At 65.5% G+C, this 22,281-nt stretch carries 10 protein-coding genes and 1 tRNA gene; 7 read left to right on the top strand and 4 right to left on the bottom strand.

The features are described 5' to 3' along the window. Positions 1 to 6: 6 nt before the first annotated feature. Entirely contained in the window at positions 7 to 1,026 is a 1,020-nt protein-coding gene (locus tag DEH80_RS16005; RefSeq protein WP_109721529.1) for a class I fructose-bisphosphate aldolase, read from the bottom strand. Positions 1,027 to 1,161: 135 nt separating this feature from the next. Further along, positions 1,162 to 1,251: transfer RNA gene (locus DEH80_RS16000), tRNA-Ser, on the bottom strand. Positions 1,252 to 1,666: 415 nt separating this feature from the next. Between DEH80_RS16000 and DEH80_RS15995 the strand changes: the two genes are divergently transcribed. From DEH80_RS15995 to DEH80_RS15965, 7 genes are all read left to right on the top strand, one after another. Further along, the gene (locus DEH80_RS15995; RefSeq protein ID WP_165831523.1) at positions 1,667 to 2,842 is read left to right on the top strand and encodes a tetratricopeptide repeat protein; all 1,176 of its coding nucleotides are present in this window, start codon (positions 1,667 to 1,669) and stop codon (positions 2,840 to 2,842) included. A gap of 145 nt (positions 2,843 to 2,987) precedes the next feature. After that, the gene (locus DEH80_RS15990; RefSeq protein WP_109721527.1) at positions 2,988 to 12,251 is read left to right on the top strand and encodes a type I polyketide synthase; all 9,264 of its coding nucleotides are present in this window, start codon (positions 2,988 to 2,990) and stop codon (positions 12,249 to 12,251) included. 8 nt (positions 12,252 to 12,259) lie between these two features. Beyond that, on the top strand, positions 12,260 to 17,299 hold the full coding sequence (locus tag DEH80_RS15985; protein WP_109721526.1) for a type I polyketide synthase: 5,040 nt from the start codon (positions 12,260 to 12,262) through the stop codon (positions 17,297 to 17,299). 62 nt (positions 17,300 to 17,361) lie between these two features. Continuing rightward, a complete protein-coding gene (locus tag DEH80_RS15980) occupies positions 17,362 to 17,670 on the top strand; it encodes an acyl carrier protein (protein WP_109721525.1) in 309 nt (102 codons plus the stop codon). A 16-nt stretch (positions 17,671 to 17,686) separates the two neighbouring features. Next, the gene (locus DEH80_RS15975) at positions 17,687 to 18,598 is read left to right on the top strand and encodes an alpha/beta fold hydrolase (protein WP_109721524.1); all 912 of its coding nucleotides are present in this window, start codon (positions 17,687 to 17,689) and stop codon (positions 18,596 to 18,598) included. Next, on the top strand, positions 18,589 to 19,509 hold the full coding sequence (locus tag DEH80_RS15970) for a CE1 family esterase (RefSeq protein WP_109721523.1): 921 nt from the start codon (positions 18,589 to 18,591) through the stop codon (positions 19,507 to 19,509). The genes DEH80_RS15975 and DEH80_RS15970 overlap by 10 nt, the downstream gene beginning before the upstream one ends. Positions 19,510 to 19,511: 2 nt before the next feature. Beyond that, positions 19,512 to 20,264 carry an SDR family NAD(P)-dependent oxidoreductase gene (locus tag DEH80_RS15965; protein ID WP_165831522.1) on the top strand — a complete coding sequence of 251 codons (753 nt, stop codon included), beginning with the start codon at positions 19,512 to 19,514 and terminating at the stop codon, positions 20,262 to 20,264. A gap of 29 nt (positions 20,265 to 20,293) precedes the next feature. Here DEH80_RS15965 and DEH80_RS15960 read toward each other — a convergent pair whose 3' ends face one another. Both DEH80_RS15960 and DEH80_RS15955 read right to left on the bottom strand, forming a co-directional pair. Continuing rightward, positions 20,294 to 21,607 carry a sulfotransferase gene (locus DEH80_RS15960; protein ID WP_165831521.1) on the bottom strand — a complete coding sequence of 438 codons (1,314 nt, stop codon included), beginning with the start codon at positions 21,605 to 21,607 and terminating at the stop codon, positions 20,294 to 20,296. A 253-nt stretch (positions 21,608 to 21,860) separates the two neighbouring features. Further along, positions 21,861 to 22,223 carry an antibiotic biosynthesis monooxygenase family protein gene (locus DEH80_RS15955; protein WP_109721520.1) on the bottom strand — a complete coding sequence of 121 codons (363 nt, stop codon included), beginning with the start codon at positions 22,221 to 22,223 and terminating at the stop codon, positions 21,861 to 21,863. Positions 22,224 to 22,281: the final 58 nt, after the last annotated feature.

The raw sequence follows: 22,281 nt of genomic DNA, 5'->3' as shown, positions 1-22,281 counted from the left end.
CAGGCCTTAGGCCGCCTGTTCCATGGCGCTGGTGTACTCGCCCTTGGCCGCCGCCGAGTTGCACTTGGCGCGATGGAAGAAGGCCCGCTGACCCGCAGCAACATTCTCGTTCTTGCCACCCCAGGCAGCCAGTGCCGGCGCCTGCAGGGCACGACCGTAGGAGAAGGACAGCGCCCAGGGCAGATCGCCAATCTTGTTCATGGCGTCGAGGTGGGCGGTGGCCAGCTCGTCGGACTGACCGCCCGACAGGAACACGATGCCCGGCACGGCGCTGGGCACGTAGCGCTTGAGCGTACGCACGGTGGCTTCGGCCACGGTCTGCACATCGGCCTGCGTGGGGCACTGCTTGCCGGAGATCACCATGTTCGGCTTCAGCAGCATGCCTTCCAGCAGCACACCCTGCTGGTCGAGTTCGGCGAACACGGCCTGCAGCGTGCGCGAGGTGACGTCTTCACAGACTTCGATGCTGTTGTCGGCGTCCATCAGCACTTCGGGCTCGACAATCGGGACGATGTCCTGCTCCTGACAAAGCGCGGCGTAGCGCGCCAGCGCATGCGCGTTGGCCTGGATGCAATAGTCGGTCGGAATGCCGTCACCAATCGTGATCACCGCGCGCCACTTGGCAAACCGGGCACCGGCCTTGCGGTACTCGATCAGACGCTCGCGCAGCCCATCCAGACCTTCGGTGACGGTTTCGCCTTCGGCACCGGCCAGCGGCTTGGCACCCTTGTCGACCTTGATGCCCGGAATCACGCCCTTGTCGGCCAGCAGCTTGGAGAACGGCGTGCCGTCCGAGGACTTCTGGTACAGCGTTTCTTCAAACAGGATCACGCTGCTGACGAAATCTTCCATGCCCGGCGTCGTGAACAGCATGTCGCGGTAGGCGCGGCGCGTTTCTTCGACTGATTCGACGTTAATCGAGTCAAAGCGCTTTTTAATGGTGCCGGTGCTTTCGTCAGCGGCCAGAACGCCCTTGCCGGGCTCGACCATGGCCTGGGCGGTCTTGATCAACGTGTCTGCATTCATGAGAACTCGTCCCTAGATCGGATTGGGATGGGAATGGGATCGGGCCCTACAGGAAGACGCCTGGCAGCGGCTTCCAGCAATGCCCGGTGTTATGTGTCCAATAAATTTGGATCGATTCTTCTCACCGCCGAGCAGTGGCGGAGAGGGTGGGATTCGAACCCACGAAGGGCTTGCACCCTTGCCGGTTTTCAAGACCGGTGCATTCAACCGCTCTGCCACCTCTCCTGCGTCGACTTGCGTCGGTGAGTCACCCCGCCGACGAAAGAGCGGCCACGCAAGGGCGGCCGCTTCCAGATGAATCCGCACCGCAAGGAGATGCAGGATTCACGTGGCCAAAGTATAGCCAAACCGGGCCTGTTTTGTCCCCTGCCGCTCGGCTGGTTCTGGTGACGGCAGTCACGAGCCTGCGCCAGGCACTGGACCCAGCCCCGAGATGTTCGAGCCTGATCTGCGCTTATTAGCGCCTTTTCGACGACGTTAACGCTTGGTTCACAATTCGCCGGCATGACGCCCGACAGCGCTTACCGGTCGGCTGTCAGCCGCCGTACTGGCCGTCCTACGGGTCTGTCAGAATTTTCCCATTGTTGGTGATCCGCGCCCCGCGGTTGACTAGATGCACCCTCACCAGCTGTGGTGCGCCATGCCAACCGAGCCTGATCTGTCCGTGCCCGACGACGACACATCGGTGATGCTCGTGCGCGAAATCTCGGCACATATCCGGTCCGGTTCGCTGGATCGGGCCGAGGCCATCCTGCGCAGCCGGCTGGCAGAGCAGCCGAGATTTGCGTTCGGGCAGTTGCTGCTGGGCATGATCTACACCCGTGGCAAACGCTACGACGAGGCGGTGGAAGCCTGCGAGCGAGCGCTGGAGATCAACCCCCGGCTGGCCCCTGCCCCGCTGCAAATCGGCCGCATCCAGTTCGAACAGGATGACCACGCCGGTGCACGCCGTCAGGTGGATCGGGCGCTGGACATGGACCCCAATCTCGCCGGCGGCCAGCTCATGCTCGCCGCGCTGGCGCTGGAAGACGACGAGGTCGAGGCGGCCGAGGCCGCCTTGAGCGAGGTGTTGGAAATACGCCCCCGCCACATCGCCGCACGGCTCATGCTCGCCGAAATTTATGTCGATGACGGCCGGATCCGCAAAGCCCTGCGCCTGCTCAAGGCTGTGGTCAAGGATCGTCCGGAATCGTTCATCGCAAGGCTGCGGCTGGGTCGGGTCCAGGCCGCCGATCGACGTTATAAGGCCGCAGCCAAGACCTTCCAGGCCGCGGCAGCCAGCGCAGCCCGACCCGCCCGGCTTCATGTTCTGGCAGGTGATGCGCTGCGTTGCCTTGGCCGAGAGGCCGACGCGGGCGAGGCCTACCAGCAGGCGTTGACGCATCAACCCAGCCTGGAGCCCGCCCTCTACGGCCTGGCCGATACCCAGATCGCCAGGGGCGAGCTGCAAGCCGCACAACAAACCCTGCTGGGCCTGCTGCAAACGCATCCACGTGCGCATGCCGTGTTCCAACGCCAAGGCCTGATCTATGCGCAGCAAGGTTTTTTTGAGCAGGCTATCCGTGCCTTCCGCGCGGCACTACGAGATGACGATTCGCTGATCCGCCGTGATCCCGTCCTCGCCGAGCTGCTGGCGCCGGGCGTCGATCTCGCCACCGCAACAGCGCAGGTGGCCGAACGCATCCGCGACCTGCTCCTGCCCCGGTTTGCCATTCCCGATCGGCAAACGCGACAGCGGCAACGCGATTTTGCGCTGCATTTTCGCCAGATGATGCCGCGAAACCATCCGATTCCGGCCAACGAGCAGGCGGCTTGATGCGCGTCGCCCCGGCCATGACTCATCCCGCCCACCGCAACCGGACAGCCCGACGGGCTCCGACCCGGTCCATCGGTGGGCGCCTCTCTTTCTCTGACTCAGCACGTTGCCAGCCCGGGGGGGCTTGCAACAGGAGGTCGCCACGATGACCCGTACCCCATTCGACATTCTTTGCCTCAGCCCGGCCGGGTTCGATCATCCTGCCATCGCCGTGGCGGCCGCTCGGGCCGGAGGCATCGGTCTCATCGACTGCGAATTCTGTAGCGACCACGATCTCGTCGCCCGCGAACTGGCACGCGCGTTGGATGCAACGGACGGCCCCCTGGGCCTGAGAATCCTGCCCGAGCAGGCAGACGAGGCCGTCGCCCTGATGCAGCAGGCGGCGCCCCGCTCGCTCACCATTGTGCTCATCCACGGGGATATCCAACGCACCTGCCAATCATTGGTGCAGCTACGCAGCGCCGGTGCCGAACAGGTCTGGCTAGAGGTCACCCACGCCGAGCAGCTGAACACCTGCACCAGCGAGCCCGATGGTTACGTCCTGAAGGGACACGAAGCACCGGGATTCGTCGGTGACGACACCGCATACATCCTGCTGCAAAAAGCGCTCAAACAGACCAGTAAACCGCTGTTCGTTCGCGGCGGGGTCGGACTCAACACCGCTGCGGCCTGCCGACTGGCGGGCGCTGCCGGCATTGTTCTGGACGACCAGTGCCTGTTGCTGCGCGAGTCGCCGCTGGATGCCGATCGTCAGGCAGCCCTGGCCCGGCTGAACGGTGGGGAAACCCGCCTGCTCGGAGAACACCTCAGCGCAACCGCCCGGGTCTACGGCCCGCCACGCCACACCCTATGGACGGATGTCGAATCGCTGGAGCAGGCCGCCGAAGCCGATAGCCGGGCCGAGCAGAGCTGGTCCACCAAACTGCGCCCCCTGTTGGGCTGGGATGAGCCGCACCAACTCGCGCCCATCGGCCAGGGCATTGGCGTGGCCACGACCCTGCGCTCGCTACGGACGGTCGGCCGCGTCATCCAGGCGCTGCGGCAACGCTCCCAAAGCAATATCGAACAGGCCGCTGCGCAGGCGGCGCTCGCACCCGACGCGGCAATGGCGCAGTCCCATGGCACGCGGTTCCCCGTGGTGCAGGGCCCGATGACCCGCGTATCGGATTCGGCGGATTTCGCTCGCCGGGTCGCCGAAGGCGGGGGGCTGCCCATGCTGGCCCTGGCCCTGATGCGAGGCGATCAAGTCGCCAAGCTACTCGAGGACACACGGGCTGCTGTCGGCGATCGCCCCTGGGGCATCGGCCTGTTGGGTTTCGTGCCCCAACAATTGCGCGAGGAACAAATCAAGGCCGTGCTGGCCTGCAAGCCCAGTTATGCCCTGATCGCCGGCGGACGCCCCGACCAGGCCGCACATTTCGAATCCGAAGGCATTCCTGCGTATATCCACGCGCCGGCGCCAGCACTGCTGAAGATGTACCTGGAGCAAGGCGCCCGTCGCTTCGTCTTTGAAGGCCGGGAATGTGGCGGCCACATCGGGCCGATTGCGAGCTTCCCGCTTTGGGAGCAGATGATCGACGTGCTGCTTCAGCACAGCAAACCCGCCGAGGCGGGCGACATCCACGTGCTGTTTGCCGGCGGCATCCACGATGCCTTGTCCAGCGCCATGGTCGCTGCCATGGCGGCGCCACTGGTTGAACGCGGCATGAAGGTCGGCGTGCTGATGGGCTCGGCGTATCTATTCACCCAGGACATTGTCCAGGCCGGCGCCATCGTGTCGGGCTTCCAATCCGAAGCCGTGGCCTGCCAGCGCACGGTCAGCCTGGCCACCGGCCCGGGGCACGCCAGCCGCTGCGCCGATACCCGCTTTGCACGCGAGTTTTTCGACACCCGGCGCAGCCTGATCGCCAAGGGCGCGCCGGCCAGTGAGATCTCCGAAGTGCTCGAAGACCTGAACCTGGGCCGCCTGCGTATTGCTAGCAAAGGCGTGAATCGCGATGCCTCGGGCGAGATCGTCTCGATTAGCGATGACGATCAACATCGCGATGGCATGTACATGATCGGCCAGGTCGCCACCTTGGCCGACGGCGTCCAGACCATTGAAGCCCTGCATGAGTCGGTCAGCACGGCGGCCACGGCGCGTTTAACCGAATGGCGGCAGACCCGCCAGGAACGCCGCGCGCAGGCCCGACCGTCCGATATCGCCATCGTCGGCATCGGCACGCTGCTACCCAAGGCAGATGATCCGAATGACTTCTGGAACATCGTGCTGCGCAAACGCAAGGTCACGGACGTCGTGCCCAAGTCGCGCTGGGACTGGGAGCTGTACTACGACCCGGACAAAGCCGCCCGCGACAAGGTGTATTCCAAGTGGGGCGGTTTTCTGGACGAAATCGCGTTTGATCCGCTGACCTTTGGCATCCCGCCAAAGTCGATGAAGTCCATCGACCCCATGCAGCTGCTCTGTCTCGAAGCCACCCATCGCGCGCTCAGCGATGCGGGCTATGCCGATGGTGATTTCGATCGGGAGAACACCAGCATCATGCTCGGGGCTGGCGGCGGCGTCGGTGACCTGGGGATGCAATACGGCGTGCGTGCAGAGATTCCCCGCTTTGTCGACGCACCCTCTGACGCCGTCTGGGACCGGCTGCCGGAATGGACGCAGGAATCCTTTGCCGGTGTGCTGCAAAACGTCGCGGCCGGTCGCGTGGCCAATCGCCTCGACTTCGGCGGCCGCAATTTCACGGTCGACGCCGCCTGCGCCTCATCGCTGGCTGCCGTAAGCCTGGCGGTAGACGATCTGGAATCGGGTCGCGCCAATGTTGCGCTGGCCGGTGGCGTGGACACGGTGCAAGGCCCGTTCGGCTATCTGTGCTTCTCCAAGACCCAGGCCTTGTCACCCACAGGCACGGCACGCAGCTTCGACAAGTCAGCCAACGGAATCGTGATTTCAGAAGGTGCGGCGGTGCTGGTCATGAAGCGCCTGGCCGATGCCGAACGCGATGGTGATCGCATTTACGCGGTGATCAAGTCGGTTGCCGGATCCTCGGATGGCAAGGCGCTGGGCATGACCGCGCCGCGACCCGAAGGCCAGATGCGCGCCCTGGACCGGGCCTACGCAAAGGCCGGATTCCGACCCACCGACCTGGGCCTGATCGAGGCGCATGGCACCGGAACGCCGGTCGGCGACAAGGCCGAGGCCGAGACCATCACCCGGACGCTGCGGGCCGAGGGCGCCCCCGCCCAGACGGTGGCACTGGGATCGGTCAAAACCATCGTCGGTCACACCAAAGCGGCCGCGGGCGTCACCGGGCTGATCAAGATTGCCCTGTCGCTGCATCATAAGATCCTGCCGGCCCATGTCGGCGTCGACGACCCGATCGACACCATCGCCGACCCCGAATCACCGGTCTATCTGCTGGACGAACCCAAGCCCTGGCTGACCCGGCCGGGCGAGCGCCGTCGCGCCGGCGTTTCGGCCTTTGGCTTCGGCGGCACGAATTTCCACGCCGTGCTCGAAGGCTACGACGGCGAACTCGATACGCAAGCAGCCCCGGTCGGTGGCCAAGACTGGACCGAAGAACTCTTCGTCCTACGCGCTGCCAACGCCGATGAGCTGTCGCAGGCACTGGGGCGGCTGATCACCGCCCTGCGCCAGGGTACGAACCTGCCGTTGCGCGACCTGGCCTATTCGCTGGCCATGCAGGCCGACGCGGCCATGGAGCGCAACGAATTCCCCTCGGCTTGCGCCAGCATTGTCGCCGGTGACTACGACCGGCTCGTCCAAGGGCTGGAAGTCGCACTGGAGTCACTGCAGGGAGATAGCAAACGCCCGCTGCCACCGCATGTTGTCGTCAGCACCCAGGTGCCTGCCCAGGCCCCACAGGTCGGCTTTGTCTACCCCGGCCAGGGTGCGCAGTACGTCAACATGGGGCGCGAGGCCGCGCTCTTCCTGCCCGATATTCGCGACGGCATCACCCGGGCCCATTCGGTGCTGGGTGACGAGCTCGACGCCCTGCTCGACAAGTTGATGTGGCCCCAGGCCGCCTTCGACGATGCCAGCCGCAAGGCCCAGGCCGCCGCACTCACCGACACCCGCGTGGCCCAACCGGCCATCGGCGCGTTGGAACTGGGCATGACGCGCCTGGTCCGCCGCCTGGGCATCCAGCCGCAGGCCGCCGCCGGCCATAGCTACGGTGAGTACGCGGCGCTGGCCGCCGCGGGTGTGCTGGATGACGCGGATTTTCTGCGCTTGTCGGCACTGCGCGGCCGCGTCATGGCCGAGGCATCGGCAACCGGCACACCGGGCGGCATGGCCGCCGTGCAGGCGGAGCGCGAACAGGTCACAGCCGCATTAAAGGCCTTCCCGACGCTGTCGGTGGCCAATCACAATGCACCGACCCAAACGGTCATCTCAGGACCCAAGACCGACATCGACCGCGCGGCCACCGCCCTGAATGAGCAAGGCCTGTCCACGCGCGTGTTGCCGGTTTCCGGCGCGTTCCACACCGAGCTGGTTGCCGGGGCACAAAAACCGTTGTCCAAGGCGATTCGCAAGGCCACCCTGAACCCAGCGCAGTTCCCGGTGTACAGCAACACCACCGGCGCACCCTATCCCGACACTCCGGCGGCCATGTACGCCCAGCTGGAGCGGCACATGCTCAGTCCGGTGGAGTTCGTGTCCGAAATCCAGGCCATGCACGCATCCGGCATCCAGCTGTTCCTGGAGATTGGCCCCAAGTCGATCTGCTCAAACATGATTCGCCAGACGCTGGCCGACCAGGCCGTCACGACCGTGGCACTCGATGCCAACGGCGGTGGCCTGCGAGGGCTGCTGACAGCGCTAGGGCAATTGACGACAGCCGGCGTTTCGATGCGCCTGTCGCGACTGTTTGATGGACGCCCTGTCCGTCGCATCCAGCTTGACCGTCTGGCCGAGCTGGTCAAGCCAGCGGCGCTGTCACCAACGACCTGGTATCTCTCCGGCGGCTGCGCCCGGCCTATGGACGATCCGATTCTGCGCATGGGCAAACAACCACCGTTGCAACGGGAAGACGCCGAGCGGGCCCAGTTGGAGCAGGCGGCCTTGCGCGAAGCCGCCAGCCGCCCGACCCCGCCGCAGCCGGCTACCACGCAGGCCGTGCCCCAGGCGGCGCAGCCTATTTCGGCGGCGACCCGGCCCGTCCAGACAGCCGGCAGCAGTGAGGCGCTGGCGGCCTACCAGCAGACGATGCGCGAATTCCTCTCCTTGCAGGAACGCGTGATCCAGCAGTATCTGGCCGGTGGTAACACGGCGGCCGTTGCACCGGAACAAGCCGCAGCATCCCTGCCCGTGCAACCCCCGACCCTGCCGGTGGCGCCCGCGCTGGCGCCCTTGCAAGTCACACCGCCGGCGGCCGAAACACCCGCTCAGGACACCCCACCACCTGCTGCACCTGCGAACGCGGCCGCCGCTTTCGACAGCGCGGCGCTGCAGCGGCTGCTGCTTGGCATCGTCTCGGAGCGCACCGGTTACCCCGACGACATGCTCGACCTGGATCAGGATCTCGAAGCCGAGCTGGGTGTCGACTCCATCAAACGCGTGGAAATCCTCGGGGCATTGCAGAAGTCACTGCCCGACGCGCTCGGAGCCTCCATGGCCGATGACATGGAGAACTACACCCAAAGCCGCTGCCTGCGAGACATTCTGGATCGCCTGAGCCCGAAGCTGGAGCAAACCGCCGGGACCCCGGCTGCTGAACCCCGCCCAGCTGAGGCTGCGGTCGCCCCCGGCCAAGCGCTGGACACGCAGGCGCTGCTGCTGGCCACCGTGGCCGAACTCACGGGTTACCCCGAGGACATGCTAGGCCTGGATCAGGACATGGAGGCCGAGCTGGGCATCGACTCCATCAAACGCGTCGAGGTGCTGGGTGCTGTCCAGCAGGCGCTACCTGCAGAAGCCGCAGCGGCCATGCAGTCCGGAATGGAGCGCTTTACCCAGGCCCGGACACTGCACGCCATTCAGACCGAGCTGGCAGCCCTGCCGGGTCTTGCGACTACAGCCGCGGCCACCGCCCGTGCACCGGCCGCCGCCCCGGCCCTGGACCTGCGTGCCGCCCTGCTCGGCATTGTTGCCGAGCTCACCGGCTATCCGGAGGACATGCTGGGCCTGGACCAGGATCTGGAAGCCGAGCTGGGCATCGACTCCATTAAACGCGTGGAGATTCTCGGCCAGTTTCAACAACAACTGCCTGCCGAGGCCTCGGAGGCCATGCAGCAGACCATGGAGGCCTTCACCCAGGCCCGCAGCCTGCAGGCCCTGATCGACTTGGCCACCCCATTGGTGACGGCCGACACCGCCGTCGAATCGACGGCACCGTCATCTGCCTCCGTACAGGCCGCAGAGCCCATTGATCTCAAGACCAGCCTGCTGTCCATTGTCGCCGAGCTCACCGGCTACCCCCAGGACATGCTGGGCCTGGACCAGGATCTGGAAGCCGAGCTGGGCATCGACTCCATCAAACGCGTGGAGATTCTCGGCCAGCTGCAACAAACGCTGCCCGACGAGGCGGCAGCACAGATGCAGGCCGACATGGAGCGCTACACCCAGGCCCGCAGCCTGCAGGCCATTCTGGATGCGGCGATCACCCTGGAGTCTGGCCATGTCCCGAGCCTGGCGCCTGCCGCGGCGACGCCCGCCGCCAACGAGCCGACCCCGGATGTCAGCGCCCGACTGCTGGCCATCGTCGCCGACCGCACCGGCTACCCGGAAGACATGCTGGGTCTGGACCAGGACCTGGAAGCCGAGCTGGGCATTGATTCCATCAAACGCGTGGAGATCATCGGCGCGCTGCAAGAGGCCTTACCGGCCGCGCTGGCGACGGGAATGGCCGATCGCATGGAGGTGCTTACCCAGGCGCGCACCCTGCAAATGATCATCGATCTGGTCAGCCAGGATGAGGCGCGCAACTCCGCGATGACACCCCCCTCGCCGGCCGCAGCAGCCACTGCCAAGGCTGCCGAAGTCGCGACCAACACCTCGGCCCACCCCGAGGCGGATCCTGAGGCCGATCCCGCGACCGACACCGCACCGATCTATGCCATGACCGCCACGGCCACCACGGCGCCGGGTTTGCCCGATGCGCTCGACGGGCAGTTGCTGGTCACCGGTCCCGACACCGAGCTGAGCCAGGCCATCCGGAACGCCGCAGGCGACCGCGGCGCCCAGGTCATCGTTAACGCCGATGAGGCCGGCGACCAGCTGCGCTGGGTCATCGATACCTCAGGCTGCGAAACCGAGGATGAGCGTGCACGCGCGGCCTTCTTCGATTTCGTGGCAACCCTGCGCCGGCTGGAGCCGCGACTCGATGGACTACAGGTCATCTCGCTAAGCCAGCTGGGTGGCCGATTCGGCCGTGATGGGCAGGACGCCCCCGCCTCGGCCATCGCCGGCGCCGCCAACGGGCTGTTCAACTGCCTGCGCAAGGAATATCCCGGCCTGATTGCCCGTGCCGTGGATTTCGAGACCAACGCACCGTTTGACGCCATGGCCAGCCGGGCACTCGCCGAGGTCGCCAGCCGCGATGAGGCCTTCGAGGCGGGTTATCAGGCGGGAGACCGCCTGGATTTTGGCACCCTGCCCGCAGCCGCCCACAGCGACTCGGCGCCGGCCGTGACACCTCAGGCCGATTGGGTGACCGTGGTGACCGGCGGCGCCCGCGGGATTACCGCTGCCATCGTCCAGCGCCTGGCCGTCCCCGGTATGCGGCTGGTGCTGCTGGGTCGTAGCCCGCTCCCGACCGAGGAGGCGCCAGCGCTTGCAGGCGTTGCGGACGATGCGCTCCAGGCTGCGGTGATCGACCAGGCCCGTGCCGCAGGCACCCCACTCAAACCTGCCGATGTGCAACGTCAGGTCAACCGCCTGCTGGCCGACCGCGAAATTCGTCGCAATCTCCAGCAACTGGAATCCACGGGGGCCATCGTCGATTACCGTCGCTGCGACGTCGGCGACGGCGACCGCTTCGGCGCCTTAATCGACCAGCTCTACGAGGAGTTCGGTCGGATTGACGCCGTGCTCCATGGAGCAGGTGTGATCGAAGACAAACTGTTCCGTGACAAGACCGACGTCTCCTTCCAGCGTGTCTTTGACACCAAGGTGTCCGCTGCGCTGACGCTGGCGGACAAGCTGCGCCCGGACGGTCTCAAGCTCTGTGTATTCTTCGCCAGCGTGGCGGGCCGCTACGGCAATCAAGGCCAGGGTGACTACGCTGCGGCCAACGAAACCCTGACGCGCCTAGCCTGCCAGCTGGACGCACGCTGGCCCGAAGCGCGTGTGCTGTCGATTGCCTGGGGTCCCTGGGATGCCGGCATGGCATCGGAGGCCGTCAAGGCCAAGTTCCGCCAACAGGGCATCATCCCGATTCCCCTTGCAGCGGGTTGCCAGCGGTTCATGGACCTGTTGGCAGGCCGTGGCACGGGCTGCGCTGAAGTGATTGTCGGAGAAGGCCCCTGGCCGGCCCCGCAGCGCCCGGCGCAGGCCTCCGAATCCCGTGCGGCCGGGCTGCCACTGCTGCGGGATGAGCTACGCATGGGCCCCGGCGGATCCATGACCCTGGATCATCAGTTCACATTGGATTCCGACCCGTATCTAGGCGATCACCGCCTGGACGACACCCCCGTGCTGCCGGCCACCGGTGCACTGGAATGGATGGCCGAGTTCACGGCGGCCAGCTGGCCTGACTGGACGGTGATCGAAGTCCGGGATCTGCGTGCGCTGGCCGGTGTCACGCTGCAAGGTGGCGAGCGCGCCGTCCATATCAAGGCGCGGGCGGCGGCCCACTCCGACCCGGGATCGCAGGCCATTGCGGTGGAGATTCAGGACCCGGCTCGCAAGCAGGCGCTGTACAAGGCCACCGTCATCCTCGCACCCCATCTGCCCGAAGCCCCGGCGCTGGATGCACCGGCTGCACTCACCGGCCCGGCCTACGATGCCGCGACCCTCTACACCGAGCATTTGTTCCATCAGGCCCGCTTCCAGCTGGTCGATGCCGTGAAGGCAGTGACCCAGCAGGGCATCGATGCACTGGCACGCCCGGCGCCGGTAGCTGAGTGGCTTGAGCAGGCAAGCGGCCAGTGGCTGTTCGATCCCGGCTTGCTGGATGTGGGTCCGCAGCTGGCCATTGTCTGGGCGCGGGTCAACCACGATCGCACCGCCCTGCCCAGCCGGTTTGGCCGGGTGCGTCGCTTCGGGCTAGGGCCGATCGAGGGCCCCGTCCAGGTGACTTGGCGCATGCGTGAGGCGCCCCATGCCGCCGCCGTGGCCTATGACGTGTACTTCCATGATGCCCAGGGACAACTACGCCTGGCCTGCGAGGACATGGAAGGCACGATGACCAGCGCCCTCAACCGCCTGACCGGTGCCCAGCAGTGAGTGCTTCCATGTCTGCAGACCGTTTCCCCGAACCCATTGCCATCGTCGGCTTGTCCGGCTGTTTTTCCGGCGCCCGCGACCTGCGCCAGTACTGGCAGAACATCGTCGACGGCGTGGACGCGGTCGGCGAAGCCGATGAGGAATGGCTAGGCCCCTACTACGACGCCGACTCCCGCGAAAACGACCGCATCTACACCAAGAAGGGCGGCTTCCTGCACGACCTGGCCGAGTTCAACCCGGTGGAGTTCGGGATCATGCCGGCAGCGGTCGATGGCGGGGAGCCGGACCACTATCTGGCGCTGCGACTGGCCCGCGACGCCCTGCGTGATGCGGACTACATCGACCGCAGCTTCAATCGGGAGAAGGCCGGCATCGTCCTGGGTCGCGGCACATACATCAACCGTGGCTACACCACGCTGATGCAGCACGGAATGATGGTCGACCAGACCCTAGCCGTCGTACGCCAGCTACGACCTGACCTGGCCGAATCGGACATTGCCGACCTGCGCGCAGGCCTTAAGAAGCAACTGCCTGCCTTCAATACGGAGATGTCGCCCGGCCTGGTGCCGAATGTCACCACGGGCATTATTGCCAATCGCCTGGATTTGATGGGTCCGAACTACATCCTCGATGCCGCCTGCGCGTCATCGCTCATCGCCATCGAATCGGCCTGCCGTGAACTGTTTTCCGGCCGCTGCGACATGGTGTTGACGGGCGGTTGCCAGGCCCACACGCCGCCACAGTTGATGATGATCTTCTGTCAGCTCGGCGCCCTGACCCGCGGCAATATCCGGCCATTCGATGTCAACGCCTCCGGCACCCTGTTGGGTGAAGGTGCCGGCATGCTGGTGCTCAAGCGCTTATCCGACGCCGAGCGCGACAACGACCGGATTTACTCGGTTGTTCGCGGCCTGGGCACCTCATCCGACGGCAAGGCCAAGGGCCTGCTGGCGCCCCGGCTCGAAGGTGAGGTGCTGGCCCTGCAACGCGCCTACGCTGCCTGCGATATCGACCCGTCTACCGTGGGTCTAATCGAAGCCCACGGCACGGGCATCGCGCTGGGTGACAAGACCGAAATCCAGTCGCTGGGCGCGGTGTTCGGTGCCCGCAGTGCCGAGGCCGACCTGCCCCGCACCGGTATCGGCTCGGTCAAATCGATGATCAGCCACTGCATCCCCGCCGCCGGGGCCGCAGCCATGATCAAGACGGCGATGGCACTCCACCACAAGGTCTTGCCGCCCACGCTTTGTGACGAGGTCAATCCGGCGCTGCACCTGGAAGAAACACCGTTCTACATCAACAACGTGGCGCGTCCCTGGGTGCATGGTGCAGCCCATCCACGTCGCGCGGGTGTGAACTCATTCGGCTTTGGCGGTGTGAACGCACACGCGATTCTGGAAGAGTACGTCCCCACCGACACCCACACGGGTGCGGGGCGCGCGACCAGGCCTCGCGCTACGGCGCTGCACGCGTCCGCAACCGAGTTGGTCGTGCTGGCGGCGCCCAGCAACCCGGCACTGGTGGAAGCGGCACGCAAGCTCAAGCTGCGTGTCGAAGGCGAGTCCACACTCACGCTTCCCACCATTGCGCGCGCCACCGCACCCAGCCAGGGCGAGCACCGCCTCGCCATTGTCGCGGCCAGCCGTGAAGAGCTGATCGAGCGCCTTCAGATCGCCCTGGACAAGCTACCGGCCGGCCAGCCCTTCAAGACCCGGCAAGGCGTGCAATACGGTCAGGGTGATGCGCCCGGCAAGCTCGCCTTTCTGTTTCCAGGCGAAGGCGCGCAATACACCAACATGCTGGCTGAACTGGCCATGCATTTCCCGCAGATTCGGGACTGGTTCGATTTCATTGATGCCACCTCGGATCATCGGGACATCAAACCCAGCGAGGTCATTTATCCGGTACCGACCGGTCTGCCCGGGTTCGCCCGCCGCGAGCTGGAGGCCCGGATCTACGACATGGATCTGGCCTCGGAAACGGTGTTTACCGCCAGCATGGCGCTGTACAGCCTGCTGAGCGACCTGGGCATCCAACCCGACGTGATGCTGGGTCATTCCACGGGCGAAAACACCGCACTGGTGGCCTCGAAGATGCTCCGCGCCGCCTCGCGCATCGACCTGGCCGATGCCATTCGCCGCATGAACGCGATCTACCAGGATGTCGATCGCAAGGGCGAAATCGAGTCAGGCGCTCTGCTCACCGTTGGGGCCATGAATGCGCAACGTCGCGCAGAGGTGCTGGAGACCTTTGGCGATGCCCTGATCGTGGCCATGGATAACTGCCCGAATCAGGTGGTGCTGTACGGGCAACGCAGCGTGGTCGAAGAAGCCTCGACCGCACTGACCAATGCCGGCGCGGTCTGCGCCATGCTGCCGTTCGGACGCGCCTATCACACCGAACGGTTTGAGCCCGTTGCCCGGGCCTTTCGGCAGTTCTACGCCGACACCGACATGGGGCCTGGCATCGCCACGGTCTACAGCTGCGCCACGGCCGCGCCGTTCCCGGAAGACCCCGACGCCATCCGCGATCTGGCCTGCGCCCAGTGGGCGACGACAGTGCGCTTTTCAGACACCGTTCAGCGCCTGGCGGATGACGGCGTCGGTGTCTTCGTCGAGGTCGGCCCCAGCGCCAATCTGACGTCGTTCGTCGGAGACATTCTCGGCAAGCGTCACCCCAGTGTTGCGGTGTCCTGCGACTCGCGCCGGCGTGGCGGCATGAAGCAGTTCCAAACCCTGCTGGCCACGCTCTTTGCCCAAGGCGTACCGATTCAGCTCGACGCGCTTTATCGCCACCGGGACATTCCCGACATGGATCTGGACACGGTTCCAGCCCCGGCCAAGCCCAAGCCATCGCTCAACCTGCATCTGCCCGCGCTCAAGCTGCCGGAGGACTGGGCGCCGGCCAAACGGCTAGACCGACGCTCAACGGACCTGCCGCCCGATGCATTGCCCAGCGTCGACAAGGTGATTCCGCTCAGCGAACGCCGCCCCGTGGCGGCCGCCGACGGCAACCCCACACCCGCTGCCCCCTTGGATGACGCCAGCAGGCAACCGATTCCCGCCACGGCGAATGCCGCACCCGCTGACGCCACGCTGGCGCCCACCGAGCCGGCGCCAGCGGCTGCGGATGCCAGGCTGCAAGCCCTGCAGAGTCACTTCGACCTCATGCAGTCGTTCCTGCAATCACAGGCCCGGGTGTTTGGCGTCGAGCCCGCATCCGTCCCGGTTGCACCGACCGACACAAGCGTTGCAATGGGTCGGTCCAATCCGCCCGCGGCCGCGCCTGCCGCCGCCACGGCGCAGGCGCCCCAGTTCGATCGCGCCGCATTTCCGATGCTGGGCGAACTCATCGAATGCAGCGATCAGCGACTGCTGAGCCAGCGGACGTACACGCTGGAGAACGACCCGTTTCTGATGGACCACACCATCGGTTCGGAACCGTCAGCTGTCGACCCCAGTCTGCTGCCCCTGCCAGTCATGCCCTTCACGTTCAGCATGGAGATTCTGGCCGAGGCAGCGGTCCGGCTGGCCGGCGGCCGAGTCGTGGCGATGGAAGAGGTTCGGGGGCATCGCTGGTTGGCGCTGGATGACGGCACCCTCACCCTGAACATCGAGGCCGAGCGGCAGGGGCCGAACACCGTCCGGGTCCGCCTGTTCCTGGATGCACCCGACCGCCCCACCGGACAGGTTCTGGTGTTCGAGGGCATCGTCCACCTGGGCACCAACTGGCAACCCGCTCCGACACCACGCGCCTGGACAGCCGCGCAAGCCTTTAGCGCACGCAGCAATCCGGACGGAGAACTCTATGCCCACGGCATGTTCCACGGACCGCGCCTGCAAGGTGTCCGTCACCTGCGCCGCTGGGCCGACGAGGCCATCGAGGCCGACATGCTGGTGCTACCGACGCACGACTACTTCGCGTTTACGCAAACCCCGCAGTTTCAGCTTGACCCCGCCCTACTGGACGCCGCCGGGCAACTGGCAGGCTACTGGCTGACCGAAAAACACGGCTGGGGCTTCAACTGCTTTCCGTTCCGCCTGGGGCGTTTTACGCCCTATGCCGCCCCGCCGCCGTCGGGTACTCAGGTGGTGTGTCGCGGCGACCTGGCGCTCACCGACCCACAGCGTCTTGAGGCTGCCTTCGATCTCATCGCCCCCGACGGGCAGTTGTTGATGCGTTGCGAGCATTGGGAAGACCGCAAGTTCTCGGTCCCTGACCGTTACTACGACTACCGGCTGCGTCCGCAATCGGAATACATCTCCGTCGAGCACGAGGCCGGACGCGGCGATGGCATTGTGACCCGGCGCTTGGTGCCGTTCGAAGAGGGCTTTCTCGATCAGGGTTGGGGAATCTGGAAGCGCATGCTGGCCCACATGGCGCTCTCTCGCCATGAACGCGCGACGTTCTACAACCTGCCGGTTACCGGCCCGCGCCGCGAGGAATGGCTGATGGGCCGTATCGCCGTTAAGGATGCCGTCCGGGAATGGGCAAGACAGCGACACGGCCTGCACCTGGCACCGGCCGATGTTGAGATTCTGACCGACGAGTTGGGTGCGCCATCAGTCCACTGCGCGGCGCTTCAACCCGTTGGCACGCCCCATATCTCGTTGGCGCATAGCCGCCGTCACGCCATCGCCACGGCTGCCGAAGTGGCGGTGGGGATCGACTACCAGCGCATCGGCCAGGTCCGGGTGGAGGAATTGATCCGGGGCGCGATGACCCAGCGCGAAGCGCGCAGCATCCACGACGCACCCGTCAGCGACCAGCCACGTATTGCCGTGGCGATCTGGGCAGCCAAAGAGGCCGCCGCCAAGTCTGTGGGCACAGGCCTCGAAGGCCGCCCCCGCGATTGGGACTGTGAATTGATCGCCATTGACCGACGCGGCGGTCACCCCAGTCGCGCGGCCGTGACGCATGGGTCTGTACGCCACGACGTCACCCTGTACTTCGAAGACACCACGGCAGTGCTGGCCATCTGCCTGGCGGCGGACCGCAGCAGCACAAACCGGCCGCCCCTGCCTACACCGACTTTCGCGCCGGCATAACGACAGACCATGACAACAACAAGCACAGCGCCCAGATCCGGGCGTGCGCACAGGAGGACAGCATGCACCAGGCCGTTGCACAGCCACCATCGGGCGAGCCACAGGACGCAGACGCGCTGTACGGCGTCATCGTCTCCATCCTCGAAGATTTTTTGCAGGACATGGACACCGACTTCGACGGCGACATCTCTCGCCAGACCCAGTTGCTGTCCGACCTCGGATTCGAATCCATCGACATCATCCAACTGGTCGTGGCCATCGAGGAAGCGCTCGGCCAGCAGGACGCGCCGTTCGAGAAGCTACTGATGCACAACGGACGCTACGTCGAAGACTTAAGTGTCGGCCAACTGGTCGACTTTGTAGCCACCTGACCCGGGAACGCTCGCTATGGCCAGCCTCGAAACAAACGGTACTCGCATTGCCTACCAGCAGTTTGGCGAAGGCCCAGACCTGATCATGGTCCACGGTCTAGCCGCCAATCGTGCGTTCTGGTTTACCGGCCTCGCCCCCATGCTGCGCGACCGATTTCGTCTCACGCTGTACGACCTCCGGGGCCACGGCTATAGCGCAACGCCCCCATCCGGCTACAGCGCCGGCCAACAGGCCGACGATCTGCTGGCACTCATGGATCACCTGGGCATTGACCAGGCACCGATCGTTGCGCACAGCTTCGGGGGCGCGGTGGCATTGGAGTTCGCGGTGCGCTATCCCCACCGCGTCTCCAAGCTTGCGCTGCTGGACGCCAAGATCAATTGCCTGCAGCCGACATTACGACTGGCAGACTGCGCCCACCTGACGCCGTTCGAGCAGGAATTGATCGGGGACGTCACCGAGATCGACTGGGCAGCCGAGCAGCAGATCGGCATCCGGTTCCTGGAGACCGTGGCCGAGCGTCGTGTCGCCGGTATCCACAGCCGCGTGACCAACGATTTCGTTCCCTTCGCCGATCGCCGCGGCAATGGACGCGATGCCCGGCACTGGCTGCGCCTGCTGCGGGAGACAACAGCCCGCGAGGAATTCGTCTCCACCGACGGCGCTGCACCTGAAGCCATCGCCGGGCTCTCGATGCCCGTGCTGCTGATGTATGGCGAGCACTCGCGGGTTCGTCCCAGCGGTGAGCGCCTGCATGAGCTGTTGCCGGCTGCGCGCTATGTCACCGTCCCGAATGCAGGCCATTTCTTCCCAGCACGCGCGCCCCGGGTCGTACTCAACGCGCTGGCGCCACTGCTAGGCGTTGCTGTTGAACCACCGACCCGGCACCGGGCGGCACCCCCACGGCCAGCCGCGGCATGCGCCTGATACGTCGGCTGGCACTGCTGTCAGCGCTGACAGGACTTGCGGCTTGTCTGGGCGCACAGCCCTCGGGCGCGATCGCGGCCGAGACCGTCGCCTGTGAAAGCGGGTTGCAGTCGCTCAGCCTTGAGCATGATGGCCGCAGCCGACACTACCTGCTCTACATGCCCGCTGGCGCCGACGCCGATCGACCCGTACCGCTGGTCGTTGGGCTGCATGGCGGATGGGGAACGGGCGAAGGCTTCGGCGAGCAAAGTGGGCTGATGGCGCTGGCGCGCAGCGAACGCTTCGCGCTGGCACTGCCCAATGGCATTTGGCGCGCCTGGAATGCCGGAAGCTGCTGTGGCCGCCCGGCCCGCCAGCAATTCGATGATGTGGGCTTCATCGCACAGCTAACGAACACGCTGGAAGCGGCCCCCTGCATCGCTAACGACCAGACCTATGGCACCGGATTTTCCAACGGCGCCATGCTGCTGCATCGCATTGTCTGCGAACGCGATGATGTCTTCGACGCCATCGCCCCGGTTGCCGGCCCCTTGATGCTGGAACGGTGCCCGCGACCCAGCGCCGTACCAGCCCTACTGATACGTGGAGCCGACGACCCTCGCATACCGTTGCTGGGCGGCGAATACGATGGCAGCTACCGCGCGTCCCTACGTGACATGACGCAGGCACTGCTGGGTCGCAATGGATGTGATGCCGAGACATCGGATGCGCTGGCCACGCGCGGCGCGGACTGTCGCCGGTACCGCAACTGCAGCAGCAATCGTCCGGTTCTGGCCTGCACCGTCGCCGACACGGGGCACCAATGGCCGGGGGGTCAAACGTTTCTGGCCAGCAAGCTGGGGCCGAACCCCGGGCGCTTCGACGCCACGGAGCAGATCTGGCGCTTTTTCCAGCATCAGGCCGGGCGGTAATCATGTCCCGCATCGTCTTGATCACCGGCGCAGCCGGTGGCATTGGCACCGCGACCGCAGAGCAGTTCGTTGATGCAGGTGACACCGTCGTGGTCAGCGACCTGGACGCAATCGCCGCCGAGCGCACGGCCGAGGCCCTGCGGGTGCGCTGTCAGGATGACCAACGGGCCTGGGCTCAGGCGACCGATGTGGCAGATCGAGCCGCCGTCGGCACCCTGTTCGAGGCCATTCGAAAACGACACGGCCGCCTGGATTGCGCGTTTCTTAATGCCGGGATCGGTGGCGGCGGCACGCCCCTGCTGGAGACCGACGATGCCATCTGGGACGCCTGCCTGCGAGTCAATCTGGACGGCACCTACAACTGCCTTAAACAGGCCGTCAGGCTGATGCTGGCATCCGGTGGTGGTGCGATTGTGAACAATTGCTCCATCCTGGGCGTAAACGGCGGAGCCAGCGCCGCGTACACCGCAACCAAACATGGCATTGCGGGACTCACCAAATCGATTGCGGTTGCCTACTCCGGTCAGGGCATCCGCTGCAATGCGGTCTGTCCCGGCCTGATCGACGCCGGGCTTGGCGCACGCACGGTTCAGGCGGGAGGGGCCAAGGCTGAGGCTTTCATCAAGCTGCACCCCGCTGGCAGGCCAGGGACTGCGGTGGAAGTGGCCAACGCAGTACGTTGGCTATGCTCCCCCGAATCCAGCTTCGTCACGGGCGAGCTGATGATGGTCGACGGCGGCTACAGCGCGCGCTAAGCCTGCGTCGCGCGTGCCGGCCGCCCCGTCTAGAGCCGGACGCTCGCCGGGCTGCTGTCCAGATTCGCCACCAGATCCAGGGTCTGGGCACCGAGCATGTCCTCAGAGCAGAACTGCTGCCAGCGCGTGGCGGCGTTGGGGTCGATCTGGCTATGAAGATGGAACTTCAGATCGCCACTCATCTTGGAGGCCGAGTCCACGCCATCGGTCATGCGCGACTTGCTGTCGCTGTAGGGGTTGATCATGTCGGGGTGGTAATCGACGTCCAGGAACTGACATAACCGGCGCATGCTGGGTTCAGGCTGGCTGACCACCTGCTCATACGACACCGAGAACCAGCGCTCGGCTGGCACCGACTCGCCGAACGACAGGATGTTGCGATTGCTGACCAGCCAGATCATCTCGGCCAAGGCCGACATGGAGAACTCGCTGTTCTTCATAAGCAGCGGCATCATGCGGGTCAGATTCGACTCCTCGTAGGAGCGGATCATGCCGCAGGGGTGCCGGGTGAGGTGGATGTACAGCGCGTCATCGAAGCAGGCTTCCGCCTGTCGAAGAATGTCTTCGCTAAACGCATAGGTCGGCGTTTTATCCACGAGCAAGCGCTCACCCAGCTCGGCCTGGATCACGCCGAAAAATTCACGGGTGCTCATGCCGCTGTCTTCGCAATCGGCAATGAATCTGCGGGCCTGGTCGCCGGTCCAACCGCGCGTCTGCATCAATGCGCGCACGGTGCCATCCAGCAAATGTTCGCTGTGCTCGTTGCTGAGATCCTCGCGGCGCTCGTTCATGGTCGCGTAAGACAGCAGATGCAGCTCGGGTGGCGCAAACAGCGCCGGGTTGCCGGCCAGCATCACCCGGAGCAGCGTCGAACCGGACCGGGGCGGCGACAGAATAAACACGGCCCGTTTGTTCTTCGCGCCGGTGGCAGGGAGCACCCGCCGCGGTTTGATCAGGCGCGAGAATGCGGCCACGTCCTCTTCCGTCACACGGGGGCCGGTCACATCGACCGGAGTAGCCGCTGGGGCCACAACAGGCGCTGCTGCCTGCGCGGCCTGCGGATGGGTCAGCCGATCGACCGTGAAGTCGACCACCTGGCCGACGGTCAGGTCATCCACATACTGACCCTGTTGCATCAGCATGTCCTGAAAACCGATTTTGCTGCCCAGCTGCTCCTCGATCATCACCGTCATCTGGACGAAGTCGATGGATGAAAAGCCTCCATCGGCAATCAGCCAGGTCGCGTCGGAGACCGCCTCCTCGTACTCCGAGTCAATGGCATCCAGCAGCTCTTCCACCACTGCAATAACCGTCTGCTGTACCGCTGCTCGCTCTATCGTCATGGCTGCACCAATCGTCCCTGCCTGTCCCTGGGCCTGTCGCTTCGGGATGCCCATCCGGGTCATCGTGCCCAGTCCGGTTCGACCGAACGGTCACCACTCCACCACCGCTGTGGCCGAGCACCTATCGACGCTGCATCGAGTCTATCGGGCGGGCTTTTGGCCCCACCATAGGTACGGTCGGGCGTGAATGTAGGACATTTCAGACACCTGACATCGGTGGACATCGACGCCCGGACCGCCCCGGGGGTGACGATCAAAAATCGGCTGGCGCTATCGGGCCGTCAGAGCCGCGTCCGGGCCGGCTCCAACCGTATTCACGTTCCACCCGGGCGATTCGGACCTGAAAGGCCTGGTACCAGCGCTTGTGGCCCCGCGCACGGGCCAGCCGGTGCTCGGCCACGTCCCGCCACTGCTGAATGGCTTCCAGACTGCTCCAGTACGACACGGTCAATCCGAGCTCAGCCCGAGCGGACTCCACGCCGAGGAAGCCCGGCTGCTCCGCAGCCAGCTCCAGCATCTGCTGCGCCGTTGCGGCGTAGCCGACCCCATCCTCCGGCGTCCGTAGACTGCTGAAGATCACGGCGTAGTACGGCGGTTCAGGGGTTTGAGCGAGCATGGCCACGGCAGCAAGAAGCAGTGCAAGATGGCGTCAGCTTCCTCCGCGTGTCGACCGG

It is taken from the genome of Abyssibacter profundi, assembly GCF_003151135.1.
In the GTDB taxonomy this organism is placed as follows: domain Bacteria; phylum Pseudomonadota; class Gammaproteobacteria; order Nevskiales; family OUC007; genus Abyssibacter; species Abyssibacter profundi.
The sequence above is the reverse complement of the archived record's forward strand: the minus strand, read 5'-3'. Positions and strand labels throughout refer to the sequence as shown.